The sequence below is a fragment of the Candidatus Pelagibacter sp. Uisw_090 genome (genome assembly GCF_047717845.1).
Classification (GTDB): Bacteria; Pseudomonadota; Alphaproteobacteria; order Pelagibacterales; family Pelagibacteraceae; genus Pelagibacter.
The window spans coordinates 1,032,254-1,048,207 of sequence record NZ_CP159810.1 but is presented as its reverse complement, the minus strand read 5'-3'; the positions used below and the strand labels follow the sequence as shown (position 1 = coordinate 1,048,207).

The following is a 15,954-nucleotide window of genomic DNA, read 5'->3' as shown; positions in this document are numbered from 1 at the left end:
ATAACTCAAGATAATTATTTAAATAAATCAGATACTGAAGTTGAATTGGAAATTCTTTTAATTGCCTCCCCCATAAGGGTTGAAATAGGTAAAACTTCTATATTTTTAGCTTTCTTAATTTTATCCTGGTTGTCAATTGTATCGGTTATAACCAATTTTTTTATAACCGATTTCTTAATTTTATCTATGGCTTCTCCACTTAGAACTCCATGGGTTATATAAACATAAACTTCTTTTGCACCTCTATCTTTTAGAGCCTTAGCAGCATTAATTATGGTTCCACCAGAATCGATTATATCATCAACTATAATGCAAGTTTTACCCTTTACATTTCCTATAACGTTCATAACTTTTGATTGACCTGGTTTAGGTCTTCTTTTATCGACGATTGCAAGCTCGACATCTAAAATCTTACCAAGAGCTCTTGCTCTTTCAGTTCCACCAACATCAGGTGCTACACAAATTATATTTTTACCTTTAATATTTTTCTTAGCATGTCTTGCAAAAATAGGAGTAGCAAACAAGTTGTCTACAGGAATGTCAAAAAATCCTTGAATTTGACCTGCGTGCAAGTCAACAGTAACAACTCTGTCGGCGCCAGCTTTAGTAATTAGATTAGAAACAAGTTTTGCTGATATAGAAGTTCTGGGTACCACTTTTCGGTCTTGTCTAGCATAACCAAAATAAGGAATAACGGCAGTAATATTTTTAGCTGAAGATCTTTTTAACGCATCAATGCAGAGAAGTAATTCCATTAAATTATCATTTGCAGGAGAAGAGATTGATTGAATTATAAAAATACTATTACCTCTAATATTTTCATTAATCTCTATATAGATCTCTCCATCAGAAAAATTTTTAATGCTAGAATTTACAAGTTTAGTTTTTAAATATTTAGCAATATTTTTGCTTAAAGGTTTATTGCTGTTTCCAGTTAATAATTTCATGAAATATTGTTAATTAATCATAATTATTGAAATATTTCTACCATAATCATTCTCATTGCGACTAATAGATCTTCTTGCACTGAACAAATTGTTTTTTCTAATAAATGTATCTTTATCAATAATATCAATTTTCTTAATACTTAAGCTCTTTAGTTGAAAATGAATATATTTATTTAAGTTAAAGTAATTTTTATGCTTAGCTTTTTTAAAAAATATTATATTTTTTTTATCTTTTTTAATAAATTTTTTTATAAAATCTTCTCTAACCTCGTAATTATTACTTGAAATACATGGGCCTATAGCAGCGGTAATATTTTGTGGGGAACAACCTTTTTTAATCATAAATTTAACAACCTTTTTTACAATGCTTTTGTAGGCGCCTTTCCAGCCCGCATGGATAGCTGCTATCATTTCTTTACTATCATCGTAGACTAATATTGGAGCACAATCAGCCGTTAAAACAGCTATTGGTGTATTTTTCCTATCAGTGACTAAAGCATCTCCCTCAAATTTATTCTTAAGCTTTGAATTTGTGCTTATATAGTGAAATTTATTACCATGAACTTGGTTTAATAAAATTATTTTTTTGCGTTTAGTTTTAATTTTATTGCCTACGATTTTAAGATTTTTCTGTATATTTTTATTTTTATCAGAAGAACCTGGTCCACAGTTCAAACTTTTAAATATACCGGTAGATTTTCCACCTAATCGATTAAAAAAAGCGTGCTCTATGCTTTTAAATCTAGATAATTTTTTTGATTTGATCAGTTTAAAATCCTAACTTAAATTTATTTTTATGATTTGTTATAAACATTACTTTAAATAAATGACCCATCTGGCTTTCATCAATTAATCTTTTAATTCTAAAATAAATATCAGCTTTCTCACTAAATGGCATATTTTTAGATAATATTTCAGCTCTATCCAGTATGCCAATTTTTGTTAAGAATTTTTCTTGAGTAGTAGATAGAGATGTATAGGAGCCAAATTTTTTAATAATATTATTAATTAAATTAAAGCTTAAATTATAAGTTATATCTGAATTTCTAAAACTTTTTAGAACATTGCAGTATTTATGTTTAGAAACTGCTTGAAGAGTATTTTTCATTTCTTTCTCAAGATACGCATAATCTATTATTAAAATTCCACCATTATTAAGTTTGATTTTATTAATTATAATTTTTAAATATTTTATAGTGAGTGGAGAGTATTCAATAAACGTTTGCTTATAGGAAATTTTAAATTTAATTTTTTTTTCAAATTTTTGCATATCAAATGGAATATCTAAATAATTTAATTTTTTATCATTGGAAAAATTTACATGTCTTTCGTACCATTTTTTTTCTTTTTTTAAGAACTGTTTAATGGGTAAGGCATCAAAGAATTCATTTGCAATAAAAATACATGGAAAATTATTTAACTCATTCAAATTATTTAACCATTTAATCTTTGCATCTTTAATATTAATTTTTTGTGTTTGTTTAAGTAATTCACTTTTTTCTAATATATTGATTTTACAAGAATTCTTAAACTGAGGAAATTTATTGAATGTGTTAACTAATACCCTCATCATTTCACCGTTACCAGCTCCTAATTCAATCAAATTAAATTGTTTAGGACAATCTAACTTTTCCCAAAATGAAATTATCCAGATAGCAATCATTTCAGAAAATAATATTGATATGCTAGGTGCTGTTATAAAATCACCCCCCTCACCAAAGGGATTTTTTTTCATGTAGTAGCCATGTTTTTTATTATAGAGAGATTCCTCTATAAATTTATCTAAGGTAAATAATCTATTGTTTTTATTTTTCATTAGTTTTTAAATAATATAAGAGTGTGCCAGCCATTAAGAAAATAATACTTAGCAATTGACCCTGTGTTAAGTTTAAAATTAAATAGCCAATTTGAGGGTCAGGTGATCTAAAAAACTCTGTAAGAAATCTAAAAAATGAATAAAAAATTAAAAATAAAGCAGATATCTTTCCTGGATTTTTTAAGTAATTTTTTCTAAAGAAATATTCAAGCAAAAGAAATAAAATTATCCCTTCAAAAAAAGCTTCATACAACTGAGAGGGATGCCTTTTAGTATTATCTATTAATATAAATTGCACAGACCAAGGTAGGTCGGTTGCTCTTCCAATAAGCTCTGAATTTATAAAATTTGCAATTCTGCCAAAAAAAATTCCAATTGGCGCTGATAGTGCCACTAAATCTAAAAATATAAATTGATTAACCTTATGCTTGCTTGAAAATAATTGAGAAGCGACAATAACTCCAATCAAGCCTCCGTGAAAAGACATTCCACCATTCCATACCATTAGTATTTCAAGTGGGTTTTCTAAATAATATTTAAGATTATAAAATAGTGCATACCCAAGTCTGCCACCTAGAATTACTCCTAAAATTAGATATGTAATAAAGTCATCAAATAGACTTAATATACGCTGGTCTTTAATTAATTTTTTCTTACAATATATCCATCCGAATATAATTCCGATAATATATGCCAATGAATACCATCTAATTTCGAATGATAGAATTTGAAAAGCTACTGGGTCAAAATTATTAATAAACATTTTTAAATAACTGCGTATAAAGTATATTAATTTTATAAATGAATATATGACAAAATCAAAATTTGTAATTGATAAATTGGCAAAATTATTTGAACAAGGACTGATTTCTTATAAGGATTTAAGTTCTGAGATAATAAATGTTTTGAAATCAAAAAGAGATGAGATAGTTTTTAAAATGAAATTAACAAGCAAAGAAGAGACTGATATTTTAATTAAAAGAGTTGAAAATCTTGAAAAAAAAATAGAAAAATTAGAAAAAAATAAGTTAAAAAAAAACTACAAAGGTAAAAAAATCTTAACTCTCAATCCATTAAGGGGAGATCTCTCTAACACAATATTTCCTCCATGTGATTTGATGATATCTGATGTGATGGATAATCCAAGGCCAACACTAGATTTTGAATCTCCTCTACTTTTATCAAGTTTATAAAAAGGTTTAAAGACATTCTGGTATTCATTTTTAGGAATACCAAGACCATCATCGTCAATAGTAATTATTATATTGTTATTTTTTTTAGAAAGACTAAGTTTTATTTGATCTGCATATTTAATAGAGTTATCAATTATATTATTTAAGGACCTTTGTATTAAATTTTTTCTACCATTCATATAAACCCTGGGAATAAGTTCTTTTGAAATATTATCATTGTCATATTTACTGATTGTACTGTCTATTAGTTCTGAAATATCAAAAGTTTCATTTTTTTCTAAATAAGAGGAGCTAGTAAATTTCAGATATTCATTAAGCATTTTTTCCATTTCATTTATATCTAAAGACATTTTTTTAGATAATTCTTTATCTTTAATAAATGACAGCTGAAGCTTTAGTCTTGTTAATGGTGTTCTTAGATCATGACTTATTCCTGATAACATTTCAGATCTTTGATTGAGATGTCTCATTATTCTTTTTCTCATTTTGTCAAATTCTAAGCCTGCTCGTCGTATCTCCAATGCGCCAGAGGGTCTATATTCGTCAATATTCTCACCTCTGCCAAATCTTTCAGCTGCTTTTGCTAGATTAACAATTGGCCTTGTCTGGTTTCTTAAAAATATTATTGCAATTGTTATCATTAATAATGCTGGAAGGGTTATCCATAGTGCAAACATTCTCGCAGAAGTACTTGCCACTCTATCTTTCGGAATAAAAAATTCAAAATAACCATTATTATGTTTTATATTTATATGTAGGAGCTCTTTATAGCTTGTCGTATCAAACCAATAATTTCCATTACCAATATTTGATTTTAATTCTCTCCTTAGAGTCCTGTCAATTGGGCTAAACCATCTTTCATTTGATGATTTATCAAATAATTGGCCATCCTTGTATTCGACATTGAGGTCTAAATAAATTGAAAAAAGTCCAGATAAATCATTATTATTGTATTTACCATTGTCGTAAGCTGTAATGAAAGTTTTCATTTCACCAACTAGCGCACGAGTCATGCCTTTGTTTGTTTTAATCCACAGACTATCAAAAAAAACTATTGTTATAATTAGTTGTAAAACAATAATAGGAACTGCAACAATTAATAAAGCCCTATAAAATAACCTTCTGGGCAATAAATTTTTTATAAATTTACTCAATCCATAAGACATAGCCTACACCTCTTAAAGTTTGTAAATATTTGGGATTTTTAGGATCAGTCTCAATTTTTTTTCTTAGCCTGGTAATTATAACATCTATAGATCTTTCTTTATCTAGATCAATCAGTTTTCCAATATCTTCTCTTGAAAATGATTTACCAGGGTTATTGATCATTTTTTCCAAGATAATCTTTTCAGTATTATTTATTTTGAACTCATTTTCATTTTTAAAAACTAAAAGTTTATTCAGGTCAATCTTAATATTATCAAACTTTACAACTCTTTTTTGATCAATTTTTTTTGTTTTATTGAGAATATTTTTTATTCTTAAAACAAGTTCTTTTGGTTCAAAGGGTTTAGGTAAATAATCATCAGCCCCGATTTCTAATCCACCAACTCTATCTTCCGTTTCTACTTTTGCAGTTAAAAGAATGATAGGTGTATCGATTGTAGATTTATTATTTTTAATAAATTCTAACCCACTTTTTCCAGCCATCATTACATCCAACACAATTAAATCAAATTTAATAATTGAAATTTTTTCTTCTGCATTTTCTGCACTATTCGAAGTGGTAACTAAAAAATTATTTTCATTGAGATACTGTTTAACTAAAGATCTAATACCATCATCATCATCTACAACTAAAATGTGAGCTATAAAATCATTCATTGATTATTTTTTTTAAAACATTGTCGAAGTTAAGAACTTGATCTGAGCTTGAATTTAAAAGCGCATTGTAAATTCTTTTTTTTTGAGATGAAAATATTTCTCCAAAAATTTTTTCTCCCTTATCATTTAAAAAAATATGTTTAACCCTTGTATCTTGTTGATCTTTTTCAAAAAAAATAATTTCAAGTTTAATTAAGTCTCTTAACACCCTGTTTAAACTTTGTTTTGTGACTTTTAGTTTTTTAAGTAGTTCTGAAATTGTAATTCCTTTGTACATAGAAAGCATGTGCAATACTTTATGATGTGCTATCCCAATGGAGTATTTATCAAGTGTTTTCCTGGCATCTGCAAATGATTCTCTGTAGCTTGTAAATAGCTTTTCAATCAATTGTTTTAGCTGAGTATCCTCTAAATATAAAAGTTCTTTCATTACAGGTAAGTTATATTGACATATTATAGATACAAAGATAATTTTAATAAAAAATTAAAATATTTCACACATGATGTCCTACGATAAAAGATCTGGTAAAATTTGGTATAATAATGATCTTGTTGAATGGGCTGAAGCTAAAATTCATGTTTTAAACCATGGACTTCATTATGCTAGCTGCGTTTTTGAAGGAGAAAGGGTTTATGAGAAGTCAATATTTAAATTAGAAGAGCATACATCGAGACTTTTTTATTCAGCAAAAAGAATGGGGATGACAATTCCCTATACTGAGAAAGAAATAAATGATGCATGTAATAAAATTATTTTAGTACAAAACGTAGAAAATGGATATGTAAGACCAACTGTTTGGAGGGGCAGTGAAATGATGGCAATTTCCGCACAACAAACAAAAATCCATGTAGCTATAGCAACTTGGGAGTGGGGATCCTACTTTGACCCAAAATTAAAAGTGGAAGGTATAAGATTAAATATATCTAATTGGAGAAAGCCACCACCGAATACAATACCGTGGGATACAAAAGCGTCGGGTCTATATATGATTAATACATTGTCAAAACATGAGGCAGAACAACAAGGTTATGCAGATTCTTTAATGCTGGATCATGAAGGAAATGTTGCAGAAGCAACTGGAGCAAATGTTTTTTTTAAAGATAAAAATGGAGAGATACACACTCCAATTCCAGATTGTTTTTTAGATGGAATAACAAGAAGAACTGTTATTGAGATTGCAAAATCTAAAGGAATTAAAATTAATGAGAGAAAAATTAAACCAGAAGAGTTAAGAGATTTTGTTGGTTGTTTTTTAACTGGGTCAGCTGCAGAGGTAACACCCGTATCATGTATTGTAGATAATCAATTCAAAGTTTGTGAAACTATAATTGATTTAAATAAAAGTTATCAAACTTTAGTCAGAAAAAAATAGATTATTTACTTTTTATTATCCTCAGATATTGCATGGTCAATGCCTTTTCTTAAATATTCATAACCAGTATATAAAGTTAAAAATGCTGAAAGCCAAAGCAGGATTATGCCAATAGTTTGAGCATTATAATCTTGAAAATTTAAAATTTTATTACCAGTTTCACCTGTCAGTAAAAGAGCTATGGCAACCATTTGTAAAAAAGTTTTTAATTTTGCTAAATTAGTTACTGGTAATTTAATTTGCCCTCTAGCCAAAAACTCTCTTAATCCTGAAATTAGTATTTCTCTTGTAAGTATTATAATTGCAGCAATAACCTCATAATGTTTAATTGTTCCACTCATAACAAGCAATATAAGTGCAGTAGCAACAATAATTTTATCTGCTATAGGGTCAAGTAATTCACCTAACTTAGACTCTTCGCCCATCATTCTCGCCAACATTCCATCCAAAAAATCAGTAAATGAAGCAACTACAAACAATACACATGCAGTTAAGTCACCATAAAAGCCTGGTAAATAAAATGCTAGAACAAAAAAAGGTACAATTATTATCCTACCAATTGTTAAAATATTTGGAATTTTTTTAAGCATAATTATTCGTGAAAAAAGTTATATATCTTTTTTGCAACTTTTTCCTCAACACCTTCAACTGATTTAATTTCATCAAAACTTGCAGATTCTACTGCTCGAGCAGAGCCAAAATGGTTCAATAGGGCTCTTTTTCTAATCAATCCAATACCATCAATTTGATCTAATAAGGATTTTGTAATTCCTTTTGCTCTTTTTGCTCTGTGAGAGGTGATAGCAAATCTATGCGCTTCATCACGGAGTCTCTGCATAAAGAAGAGGGTAGGGTCATTCTTATCAAATTTAAATAAATTTCCTTTATAGAAAAAAGTTTCATCACCACTATTTCTTAATTTACCTTTAGCAATAGCAATCATAGGAAGATCATGTAAGCCAAATTCATCCAATACTTCTTTGGCAGATGAATATTGACCTTTACCACCATCAATTAATATCAAATCAGGGAGTGTTAAATAATTTCCCTTTTCTAACATTGCTCTTTTAAATCTTCTTGTAAGAACTTCTTTTAACATTGCAAAATCATCTTGTTCGGCACCTTTTGTTTTAATATCGAATTTTCTATATCTTTTTTTAACAAACCCTTCATTTCCAAAAGTAATCATGGCACCCACACTATTGGTTCCTGAGATATGGCTATTATCATAAACCTCAACTAAGTTTAGGCTATTTTTAAGATCAAATTTTTTAGCGACACCATCAAATAAATTTTTATTATTATTTGTTTCATAAATTTTTCTATTAAGTGACTCTTTGGCATTTTTTTCTGCCATAGCGATAACTTTAGCTTTAGTTCCTTTTTTTGCTACATTAATAGAAATTGTATTACTTTCTTTTTTGCTTAAAGTTTCTTCAATTAATTTCTTGTCCTCAATTTCTGTATTAATAATTATTAATTTTGGAACATTCTTATTTTCATAAAACTGCATCAAGAAGGAAGACATTATTTCAGATATATCTTGATCAGGATCATGCTTTGGAAAATAAGCTTGATTGCCCCAATTTTGTTTAGACCTATAAAAAAATACCTGAATACAGGTTTTGCCTGACTCTTTATAGGCAGCAATTACATCTGCATCAACCAGATTGGCTTCATTAATTCTTTGTGACGATTGAATTATATTTAAGGATTTAATTCTATCTCTAAAAATAGAAGCTCTTTCAAAATCCAGCTTTTCGCTTGCTTCCTCCATTTGTTTAGATAGGTTTTTTTGTATGTCTCTTGATTTACCTGATACAAACTGAATTGCCTGATCTACTGATTTTTTATAATCTTCTTTATCAATATAATCGACACAAGGACCAGAACATCTTTTATTTGATAAAGTATGCAGGGTCTTGTTCTATTCTTGAAAGTGCTATCATCACAAACTCGAATTTGAAATATTTTTTGAAGCATTTTAATGGTCCAATTTGCAGTTCCTGCTGAAGCAAACGGTCCAAAGTAAAATCCTTCTTTATCTTTTTTTCCCCTATGTTTTGTAACTTGTGCCCATTGGTCTTTATTACTGATGAAAACAAAGGGAAAAGATTTGTCATCTTTAAGCAATATATTGAATTTAGGTTTATATTTTTTGATTAAATTAGCTTCTAAAAGAAGTGCTTCACTTTCATTAGCTGTAGTAGTTATCTCTAACTTAAAAGTTTGGGAGAGCATCCTTGCTGTTCTAATGATATGATTTTTTTCAGCTACATAGCTTTTTAATCTATTAGGAAGGTTTTTTGCTTTACCTACATACAAAATCACATCTTTATGATCAAGCATTCGATAAACTCCAGGACTTTTAGGAATTAATGGGAGCTCTTTTCTAATTACGTCTTTGCCTAATTCAGAGCTTTTCATGACTTCTTTTTTTGGTAATTTGGATACCAACAGAGGCACATTCTTTTATAATTTCTAATTTTTCAATTTGAAGCATAATTTTTCCAATTCGTTTATCTTTAAATAATACATCAAAAACATCTTCAGCAAGTGTTTCTAAAAAATTATAATGCTTCTTTTTTGCAAGTTTTGTAATCAATTTTACAACCTGACCATAATTAACAATTGATTTAATATCTTTGTCATTTGTTGGCTTTCTATCTTCATAATCAATCTCTAAACTAAATTTTACTTTCTGGGTTTTTTCTTTTTCAAAATCATAATAACCAAGCTTTAAATCTAGAGTTAATTCTTTAATAAGAATTTTTTTTTCGTAATTAAATAAACTTTTATTTTTATCTATTTTGACAATATTTAAATTATTTTTTTTCATTCTTTTCCAATTACATCTGGTGTTTGCCAGTTTAAACTTTGTCCACTATCTATTGCTATTACTTGACCTGTAATTGAACTGTTTTTGATAAAAAAGTCAACAGCAGAACATATATCTTTTACATTTACCTGCTGTTTTAAAGGGGTTGCTGAGTACTGCTTTTTAAAATGCATGTCAGTTTGTCTTTTATTTTTAATAGTTGGTCCAGGTGCAATTCCATTAACTCTTATATTTGGAGCTAATTCCATAGCACTAGTTTTTGTTAGCGTGTAAAGCCCTGTTTTACTTAAAGTGTAAGAAAAGAAAAAGGGAGTTAACTTAAAAACTCTTTGATCTATTATATTTATAATATTGTTATTTTTACCTTTAACATTTTTTGAAAATTCTTTTGTAAGATATGCGGGTGCTTTCAAATTTACATCAATATGTTGGTTCCAGCTTTTAGAAGAAAAATTTTTAAGACTATCATTTTCAAACAATGAAGCATTATTAACTAAACAATCAAAGTATTTTAATTTTGATTTTGAGAATTTTATAATTTTTTTTAAATCTCTTTCTTTTGCAAGATCACCTTTTACCAAATAAACTTTTGTTTTATCTTTTAATAATTCTTTTTGTAATTTTTCAGCTTCTTTTTTTGAGCTGTTATAATGAATCACCATTTCAACTCCTGGACCTGAAAGTTTTTTGGCAATAGCAGCACCCATTCTAGTTGCTGCTCCAGTGATAATTATTTTGTTTGCTTCCATTTTTTCTTACCTTTTTGTGCTCTTGTACCAGGTAAACCCATTGTTGACCTACCTTTTGGATATGTTCTATTTTCTTGGTTATAGTGTTTTATTTTTGGGTTTAAAACAATTTCTAACTCTGATGCCTCTAAATTTCTTATTTCATCTCTAATTTTACCAGCTTCTTCAAATTCAAGGTTTGTGGCAGCATCCTTCATTCTTTTGTTGAGCATCTTTAAGTGTTTCTTTAGATTTCCACCAATATTGTCTCCAGTACCTACTTTTAAATAATCCTTATCATAAACGTTCTGCAACACATCGCTGATTTCTTTCTTAATAGAAACAGCATCAATATTGTGCTTTTTATTATAGGCAACTTGAATTGCTCTTCTTCTATCAGTTTCCTGTATAGCTTTTTTTATACTTTTAGTTTCTTTATCCGCATAAAGAATAACTCTTCCTTCTAAGTTTCTTGCAGCCCTTCCAATAGTTTGAACTAAAGAAGTTTCGGATCTTAAAAATCCTTCTTTATCAGCATCTAAAATTCCAACTAATGCACATTCTGGAATATCGAGTCCTTCTCTTAAAAGGTTAATTCCGACTAAGACATCGAAAACACCAAGCCTTAAATCCCTCATGATTTCAATTCTCTCTAGTGTGTCGATATCGGAGTGCAAATATCTAACTCTAATACCATTTTCATGAAAATATTCTGTTAAATCCTCAGCCATTTTCTTAGTCAATGTAGTAACCAAAACTCTAAAATTTTTATCTATTGTTTTTTTGCACTCATGCATCAAGTCATCAACTTGATTTTTGGCAGGTTTTATTTCAACTGGTGGATCAATTAGACCAGTAGGCCTTATTATTTGTTCAACAAATTTACCCTTAACTTGTTCTAATTCCCAAGGACCAGGTGTTGCTGATACAAACACTGTTTGGGTTCTCATTGCATCCCATTCTTCAAATTTAAGAGGTCTATTGTCCATGCAAGAAGGTAATCTAAAACCATATTCGGCAAGATTACTTTTTCTAGATCTATCTCCTTTGTACATACCATTTAATTGAGGAACTGTTACGTGGCATTCATCTACAAAAATAAGAGTGTTGTCAGGAAAGTATTCAAATAGAGTGGGAGGTGGTTCTCCTGGTTTTCTTCCAGATAAAAAACGAGAATAGTTTTCAATACCAGCACAAGACCCTGTTGCTTCTATCATTTCTAAATCAAACTTAACTCTTTCTTCTAATCTTTGTGCTTCAAGCAATTTATTTTGTTCTTTGAATTTTTTTAAAGTTACTTCTAATTCTCTTTTAATTTTAATGATTGCTTGCTCTATAGTTGGTTTGGGCGTGATGTAATGACTATTAGCATAAACTTTTATTACATCTAAATCTTGTATTAGATCTCCTGTTAAGGGATCAAATTCTTCTATTTTTTCTAATTTATCACCAAATAAACTTAATCTCCATGCTCTATCTTCAAAGTGTGAGGGAAATATTTCGAGATATTCTCCTCGAGCTCTAAAAGTTCCTCTATAAAAACTCTGATCATTTCTTTTGTATTGTAAATTTACTAAAGTTTTTATTAGTTGCTCTCTGCTGTATTCATAATCTTTCTTTAAACTCAACGTCATCTTACTGTACGCCTCAACAGAACCCAGGCCATAGATACAAGAAACACTTGCAACAATAATTACATCATCTCTCTCTAATAGTGATCTAGTAGCTGAGTGACGCATACGATCAATTTGTTCATTAATAGATGCTTCTTTTTCAATATAAGTGTCAGACCTTGGTACATAGGCCTCAGGTGTATAGTAATCATAATAAGATACAAAATACTCAACGGCATTGTCTGGAAAAAAAGATTTCATCTCTCCATAAAGCTGTGCAGCTAGTGTTTTGTTAGGAGCAAGTATTAGAGCTGGTCTATTAGTTTTTTCAATTACTTGGGCCATTGTAAAAGTTTTTCCAGAACCTGTTACACCAAGCAAAACTTGGTTTAATTCTTCTTTATTTGCACCCTTAACTAATTGTTTTATTGCTTCTGGCTGATCACCGGCAGGTTTAAAATCTGTAACAAGTTTAAATTTTTTTCCACCTTCTAGTTTCTGGTGAATTTCAGGATTTTTACTCTGTATATCTGTAATTAAATCTTGATAAGTATTTTGCATTATCTATAAAACTATTAGAATAAAAATATATTTCAATGAGCATTATATCAGACAGTCTAAAAAAGATTAAACCATCGCCAACTATTGCTGTAACTCAAAAGGCAAGAGAGTTAAAAGCTGCTGGAAAAGATGTAATAGGACTTGGGGCAGGTGAGCCTGACTTTGATACACCAGATAATATCAAACAAGCGGCTATAAAAGCCATTAATGACGGTGATACCAAATATACAGCCGTTGATGGAACCGCTGCCTTAAAAGATGCCATTGTTAAAAAATTTAAAAGAGAAAACAATTTAGACTACACAACTGATCAAATCACAGTTGGTGCTGGTGGAAAACATGTAATTTATAATGCCATGATGGCAACCCTAAATGAAGGGGATGAGGTTATAGTTCCCGCGCCTTATTGGGTTTCTTATCCTGACATGGTTTTATTAGCTGGTGGAACTCCAATTATTTTAGAGTGTAATGAAAAACAAGGATTTAAAATTAATCCAGCTGAATTAGAAAAATCTATAACACCAAAAACAAAGTGGATAATATTAAATTCACCATCAAATCCAACAGGTGCTTGTTATACTGAAGGTGATATTAAAGAAATCGCAGATGTTTTAACAAAACATCCTCACGTGCATATTTTAAGTGATGATATTTATGAGCACGTAACATACGAAGGTTTTAAATTTTTTACTATTGCACAAATTGATAGCTTGAAAGAAAGAGTTCTTACAATGAACGGTGTAAGTAAAGCTTACTCAATGACTGGCTGGAGAATAGGGTATGCGGCTGGTCCTAAAGAAATTATTAAAGCAATTGCTAAAATACAATCGCAATCAACAACAAATCCATCTTCAATTAGTCAAGCTGCAGCTGTTGAGGCTTTAAACGGAACTCAAGATTTTATAAAAGAAAGAGCAACTTCATTTCAAGAGAGAAGAAACTTTGTTGTTAAAGCATTAAATGAAATAGACGGAATTGAATGTTTAAATCCAGATGGGGCATTTTATGTTTTTCCAAGCTGCAAAGGGTTAATTGGAAAAAAAGATACAAGTGGCAAAGAACTTAAAACAGATACTGATTTTGTTCAGTCTTTATTAGAAAATAGTGGTGTAGCAGTTGTTCAGGGCTCTGCTTTTGGTTTAGAAGGTTTTTTTAGAATATCTTATGCAACTTCTATGGAAAATCTTAAAAAAGCTTTAGAAAAAATATCTTCTTTTTGCAAAAGTCTTAGCTAGGTTTTTGCTTTCCCCACATCTCAAAATATTTACCTTTTTTTAACAATAAACTCTCATGCGTCCCTTGTTCGATAATAGAACCCTGATCAAGAACAATAATATTATCAGCATTTGCAGCTGTAGATAGTCGGTGAGCAATTATTAAAGTTGTTTTACCTTTAGAGACATTTTCTAGATTTTTTTGAATTTCTTTTTCTGTACTAGTATCTAATGCAGATGTTGCTTCATCAAAGAAAAATATTTTAGGATTTTTTAGAATAGTTCTTGCAATAGCAACTCTCTGTTTCTCACCACCAGATAATTTCAACCCTCTTTCTCCTACAATTGTTTCATAACCATCTGGTAAAATAGTTATAAAATCATGTATATCTGCATTTTGGGCAGCACTAATAACCTCTTCTTTAGTAGCACCAGTATTACCATAAGCTATATTATAATAAATTGTGTCATTAAATAAGACAGTGTCTTGTGGAACTACACCAATAATTTTTCTTAAAGAGTTTTGAGAAATTTTATTTACATTTGTATTGTTAATAAAAATATTTCCCTCTTTTGGATCATAAAACTTGAATAACAGTCTACTTATTGTTGATTTACCAGCACCAGTTGGTCCTACGATGGCTACTTTTTTTCCATTAGGAACAGTAAATGAAATATTTTTAATGATAGTTCTTCTTATATCGTAATCAAAACTAATGTTTTCAAATCTAATTTCTGCATCGTTACTTTGAGGTATATCCTCAAGATCATCATTTGTTGTTGGGGCAACCTCTAATAAGCTAAACATGTTTTCCATATCAGTCAGTGCTTGCCTAATTTCTCTATAAACAGAACCCAACCAATTCAATGGCTGATATAATTGGAGCATGTAGGCATTAATTACAACAAACCCACCAATATTAATCTCTCCACTTTTGATCCCATAAACTGACATCACCAACATAATAGTAATACCCACCATTATGATAAATGTTTGGGCTATGTTTAATAGTGAAAGAGAATGTCTACTTTGATTTGCTGCTAACTCATATTCTTCTAATGATTGATCAAGTCTATTAGCTTCAAAGGCTTCATTGTTAAAATATTTAACTGTCTCAAAGTTCAATAAACTATCAATCATCTTAGTGCTAACATCGTTATCAGCTTGGTTCATTCTTTTTCTAAATATATTTCTCCATTCAGTAATCTTAAAAGTTAAGAAAGAATAAAGGCCAATAGTTACAAGTGTTACAACAGCATACCATGGGCCATATAGATAAAATAAAATCCCAGAAACTAAGAACACTTCAAAGAAAGTAGGAGCAATATTAAACAAGACATATCTTAGGAGAAAATCTATTCCTTTAGTTCCTCTGTCTATATATTTTGCTAGTGCACCCGTTTGTCTATTTAAATGAAATTGTAAAGACAGATTGTGAAGATGTTGAAACATTGTCAAAGATATTTGTCTAATAGAATGCTGGGAAACTTTTGAAAATAAGGCGTCTCTAATTTCAACAAATGTGAAAGCAATAACTCTTGTAACACCATAGCCAACTACTAAAGCTATTGGTACCAGCATAAATAAATTAATGCCTGAACTTAATTCTGTCAGAGAGTTTACCGCACTACCCAATACTAAAGGAGTGCTAACACTTGCTATTTTTGCTAAAACTAAAGCAACAACTGCAAAACTAACTCGTATCCTTAAATCTTTTCTTTTTTTAGGCCACAAATAAGGAAGCAACAGTTTAAAAGTCTTAATGTATTTACCCTTTTTCACAATCTAGATATAACTGATTAGTAAAAATTTGTTACAAGCAAATTAGACTTTATAATGAATTAA

14 protein-coding genes and 1 pseudogene are annotated in these 15,954 nt (G+C 29.5%); 2 read left to right on the top strand and 13 right to left on the bottom strand.

From position 1 onward, the window contains the following. Positions 1–14: 14 nt before the first annotated feature. From ABXT58_RS05720 to ABXT58_RS05690, 7 genes are all read right to left on the bottom strand, one after another. Positions 15–947, bottom strand: coding sequence for a ribose-phosphate pyrophosphokinase (locus tag ABXT58_RS05720; protein WP_415303709.1), 933 nt, complete (start codon positions 945–947; stop codon positions 15–17). Between the two features lie 9 nt (positions 948–956). After that, positions 957–1,679, bottom strand: coding sequence for a peptidoglycan editing factor PgeF (pgeF, locus tag ABXT58_RS05715; protein WP_415304922.1), 723 nt, complete (start codon positions 1,677–1,679; stop codon positions 957–959). Between the two features lie 37 nt (positions 1,680–1,716). Beyond that, positions 1,717–2,763 carry an SAM-dependent methyltransferase gene (locus ABXT58_RS05710; RefSeq protein WP_415303708.1) on the bottom strand — a complete coding sequence of 349 codons (1,047 nt, stop codon included), beginning with the start codon at positions 2,761–2,763 and terminating at the stop codon, positions 1,717–1,719. After that, positions 2,753–3,526, bottom strand: coding sequence for a prolipoprotein diacylglyceryl transferase (gene lgt / locus ABXT58_RS05705; protein WP_415303707.1), 774 nt, complete (start codon positions 3,524–3,526; stop codon positions 2,753–2,755). Before lgt ends, ABXT58_RS05710 begins: the two co-directional genes overlap by 11 nt. Positions 3,527–3,802: 276 nt before the next feature. After that, positions 3,803–5,122 (bottom strand): ATP-binding protein, encoded by a 1,320-nt coding sequence (locus ABXT58_RS05700; RefSeq protein WP_415303706.1) that lies wholly within the window; start codon positions 5,120–5,122, stop codon positions 3,803–3,805. Continuing rightward, positions 5,103–5,780 carry a response regulator gene (locus ABXT58_RS05695; protein WP_415303705.1) on the bottom strand — a complete coding sequence of 226 codons (678 nt, stop codon included), beginning with the start codon at positions 5,778–5,780 and terminating at the stop codon, positions 5,103–5,105. The genes ABXT58_RS05700 and ABXT58_RS05695 overlap by 20 nt, the downstream gene beginning before the upstream one ends. Continuing rightward, the gene (locus ABXT58_RS05690) at positions 5,773–6,210 is read right to left on the bottom strand and encodes a MarR family winged helix-turn-helix transcriptional regulator (RefSeq protein ID WP_415303704.1); all 438 of its coding nucleotides are present in this window, start codon (positions 6,208–6,210) and stop codon (positions 5,773–5,775) included. Before ABXT58_RS05690 ends, ABXT58_RS05695 begins: the two co-directional genes overlap by 8 nt. Before the next feature lie 70 nt (positions 6,211–6,280). Here ABXT58_RS05690 and ABXT58_RS05685 point away from each other — a divergent pair, with 70 nt between their 5' ends. Continuing rightward, positions 6,281–7,153 carry a branched-chain amino acid aminotransferase gene (locus tag ABXT58_RS05685; protein WP_415303703.1) on the top strand — a complete coding sequence of 291 codons (873 nt, stop codon included), beginning with the start codon at positions 6,281–6,283 and terminating at the stop codon, positions 7,151–7,153. A gap of 5 nt (positions 7,154–7,158) precedes the next feature. Here ABXT58_RS05685 and pgsA read toward each other — a convergent pair whose 3' ends face one another. The 5 genes and pseudogenes from pgsA to uvrB all read right to left on the bottom strand — a co-directional run bounded on the left by pgsA (position 7,159) and on the right by uvrB (position 12,894). Further along, on the bottom strand, positions 7,159–7,743 hold the full coding sequence (gene pgsA, locus ABXT58_RS05680) for a CDP-diacylglycerol--glycerol-3-phosphate 3-phosphatidyltransferase (protein WP_415303702.1): 585 nt from the start codon (positions 7,741–7,743) through the stop codon (positions 7,159–7,161). A gap of 2 nt (positions 7,744–7,745) precedes the next feature. Continuing rightward, positions 7,746–9,580 (bottom strand): annotated as a pseudogene (uvrC, locus tag ABXT58_RS05675) (excinuclease ABC subunit UvrC). Next, on the bottom strand, positions 9,567–9,992 hold the full coding sequence (locus tag ABXT58_RS05670; RefSeq protein WP_271492313.1) for a dihydroneopterin aldolase: 426 nt from the start codon (positions 9,990–9,992) through the stop codon (positions 9,567–9,569). The pseudogene uvrC and the gene ABXT58_RS05670 overlap by 14 nt, the downstream one beginning before the upstream one ends. Beyond that, complete coding sequence (locus tag ABXT58_RS05665) at positions 9,989–10,741, bottom strand: SDR family oxidoreductase (RefSeq protein WP_415303701.1); 753 nt, start codon at positions 10,739–10,741, stop codon at positions 9,989–9,991. Before ABXT58_RS05665 ends, ABXT58_RS05670 begins: the two co-directional genes overlap by 4 nt. Next, positions 10,723–12,894, bottom strand: coding sequence for an excinuclease ABC subunit UvrB (gene uvrB / locus ABXT58_RS05660; RefSeq protein ID WP_415278012.1), 2,172 nt, complete (start codon positions 12,892–12,894; stop codon positions 10,723–10,725). Before uvrB ends, ABXT58_RS05665 begins: the two co-directional genes overlap by 19 nt. Before the next feature lie 35 nt (positions 12,895–12,929). Here uvrB and ABXT58_RS05655 point away from each other — a divergent pair, with 35 nt between their 5' ends. Then, positions 12,930–14,129 (top strand): pyridoxal phosphate-dependent aminotransferase, encoded by a 1,200-nt coding sequence (locus ABXT58_RS05655; protein ID WP_415303700.1) that lies wholly within the window; start codon positions 12,930–12,932, stop codon positions 14,127–14,129. On the opposite strand, the gene ABXT58_RS05650 is transcribed toward ABXT58_RS05655, so the two are convergent. After that, positions 14,122–15,891 (bottom strand): ABCB family ABC transporter ATP-binding protein/permease, encoded by a 1,770-nt coding sequence (locus ABXT58_RS05650; protein WP_415303699.1) that lies wholly within the window; start codon positions 15,889–15,891, stop codon positions 14,122–14,124. The genes ABXT58_RS05655 and ABXT58_RS05650 overlap by 8 nt on opposite strands. Positions 15,892–15,954: the final 63 nt, after the last annotated feature.

Coding starts and splice junctions, on each gene's coding strand:
- ABXT58_RS05720 (WP_415303709.1), bottom strand. CDS start 947: ATGAAATTATTAACTGGAAACAGCAATAAACCTTTAAGCAAAAATATT.
- ABXT58_RS05710 (WP_415303708.1), bottom strand. CDS start 2,763: ATGAAAAATAAAAACAATAGATTATTTACCTTAGATAAATTTATAGAG.
- lgt (WP_415303707.1), bottom strand. CDS start 3,526: ATGTTTATTAATAATTTTGACCCAGTAGCTTTTCAAATTCTATCATTC.
- ABXT58_RS05700 (WP_415303706.1), bottom strand. CDS start 5,122: ATGTCTTATGGATTGAGTAAATTTATAAAAAATTTATTGCCCAGAAGG.
- ABXT58_RS05695 (WP_415303705.1), bottom strand. CDS start 5,780: ATGAATGATTTTATAGCTCACATTTTAGTTGTAGATGATGATGATGGT.
- ABXT58_RS05690 (WP_415303704.1), bottom strand. CDS start 6,210: ATGAAAGAACTTTTATATTTAGAGGATACTCAGCTAAAACAATTGATT.
- ABXT58_RS05685 (WP_415303703.1), top strand. CDS start 6,281: ATGATGTCCTACGATAAAAGATCTGGTAAAATTTGGTATAATAATGAT.
- pgsA (WP_415303702.1), bottom strand. CDS start 7,743: ATGCTTAAAAAAATTCCAAATATTTTAACAATTGGTAGGATAATAATT.
- ABXT58_RS05670 (WP_271492313.1), bottom strand. CDS start 9,992: ATGAAAAAAAATAATTTAAATATTGTCAAAATAGATAAAAATAAAAGT.
- ABXT58_RS05665 (WP_415303701.1), bottom strand. CDS start 10,741: ATGGAAGCAAACAAAATAATTATCACTGGAGCAGCAACTAGAATGGGT.
- uvrB (WP_415278012.1), bottom strand. CDS start 12,894: ATGCAAAATACTTATCAAGATTTAATTACAGATATACAGAGTAAAAAT.
- ABXT58_RS05655 (WP_415303700.1), top strand. CDS start 12,930: ATGAGCATTATATCAGACAGTCTAAAAAAGATTAAACCATCGCCAACT.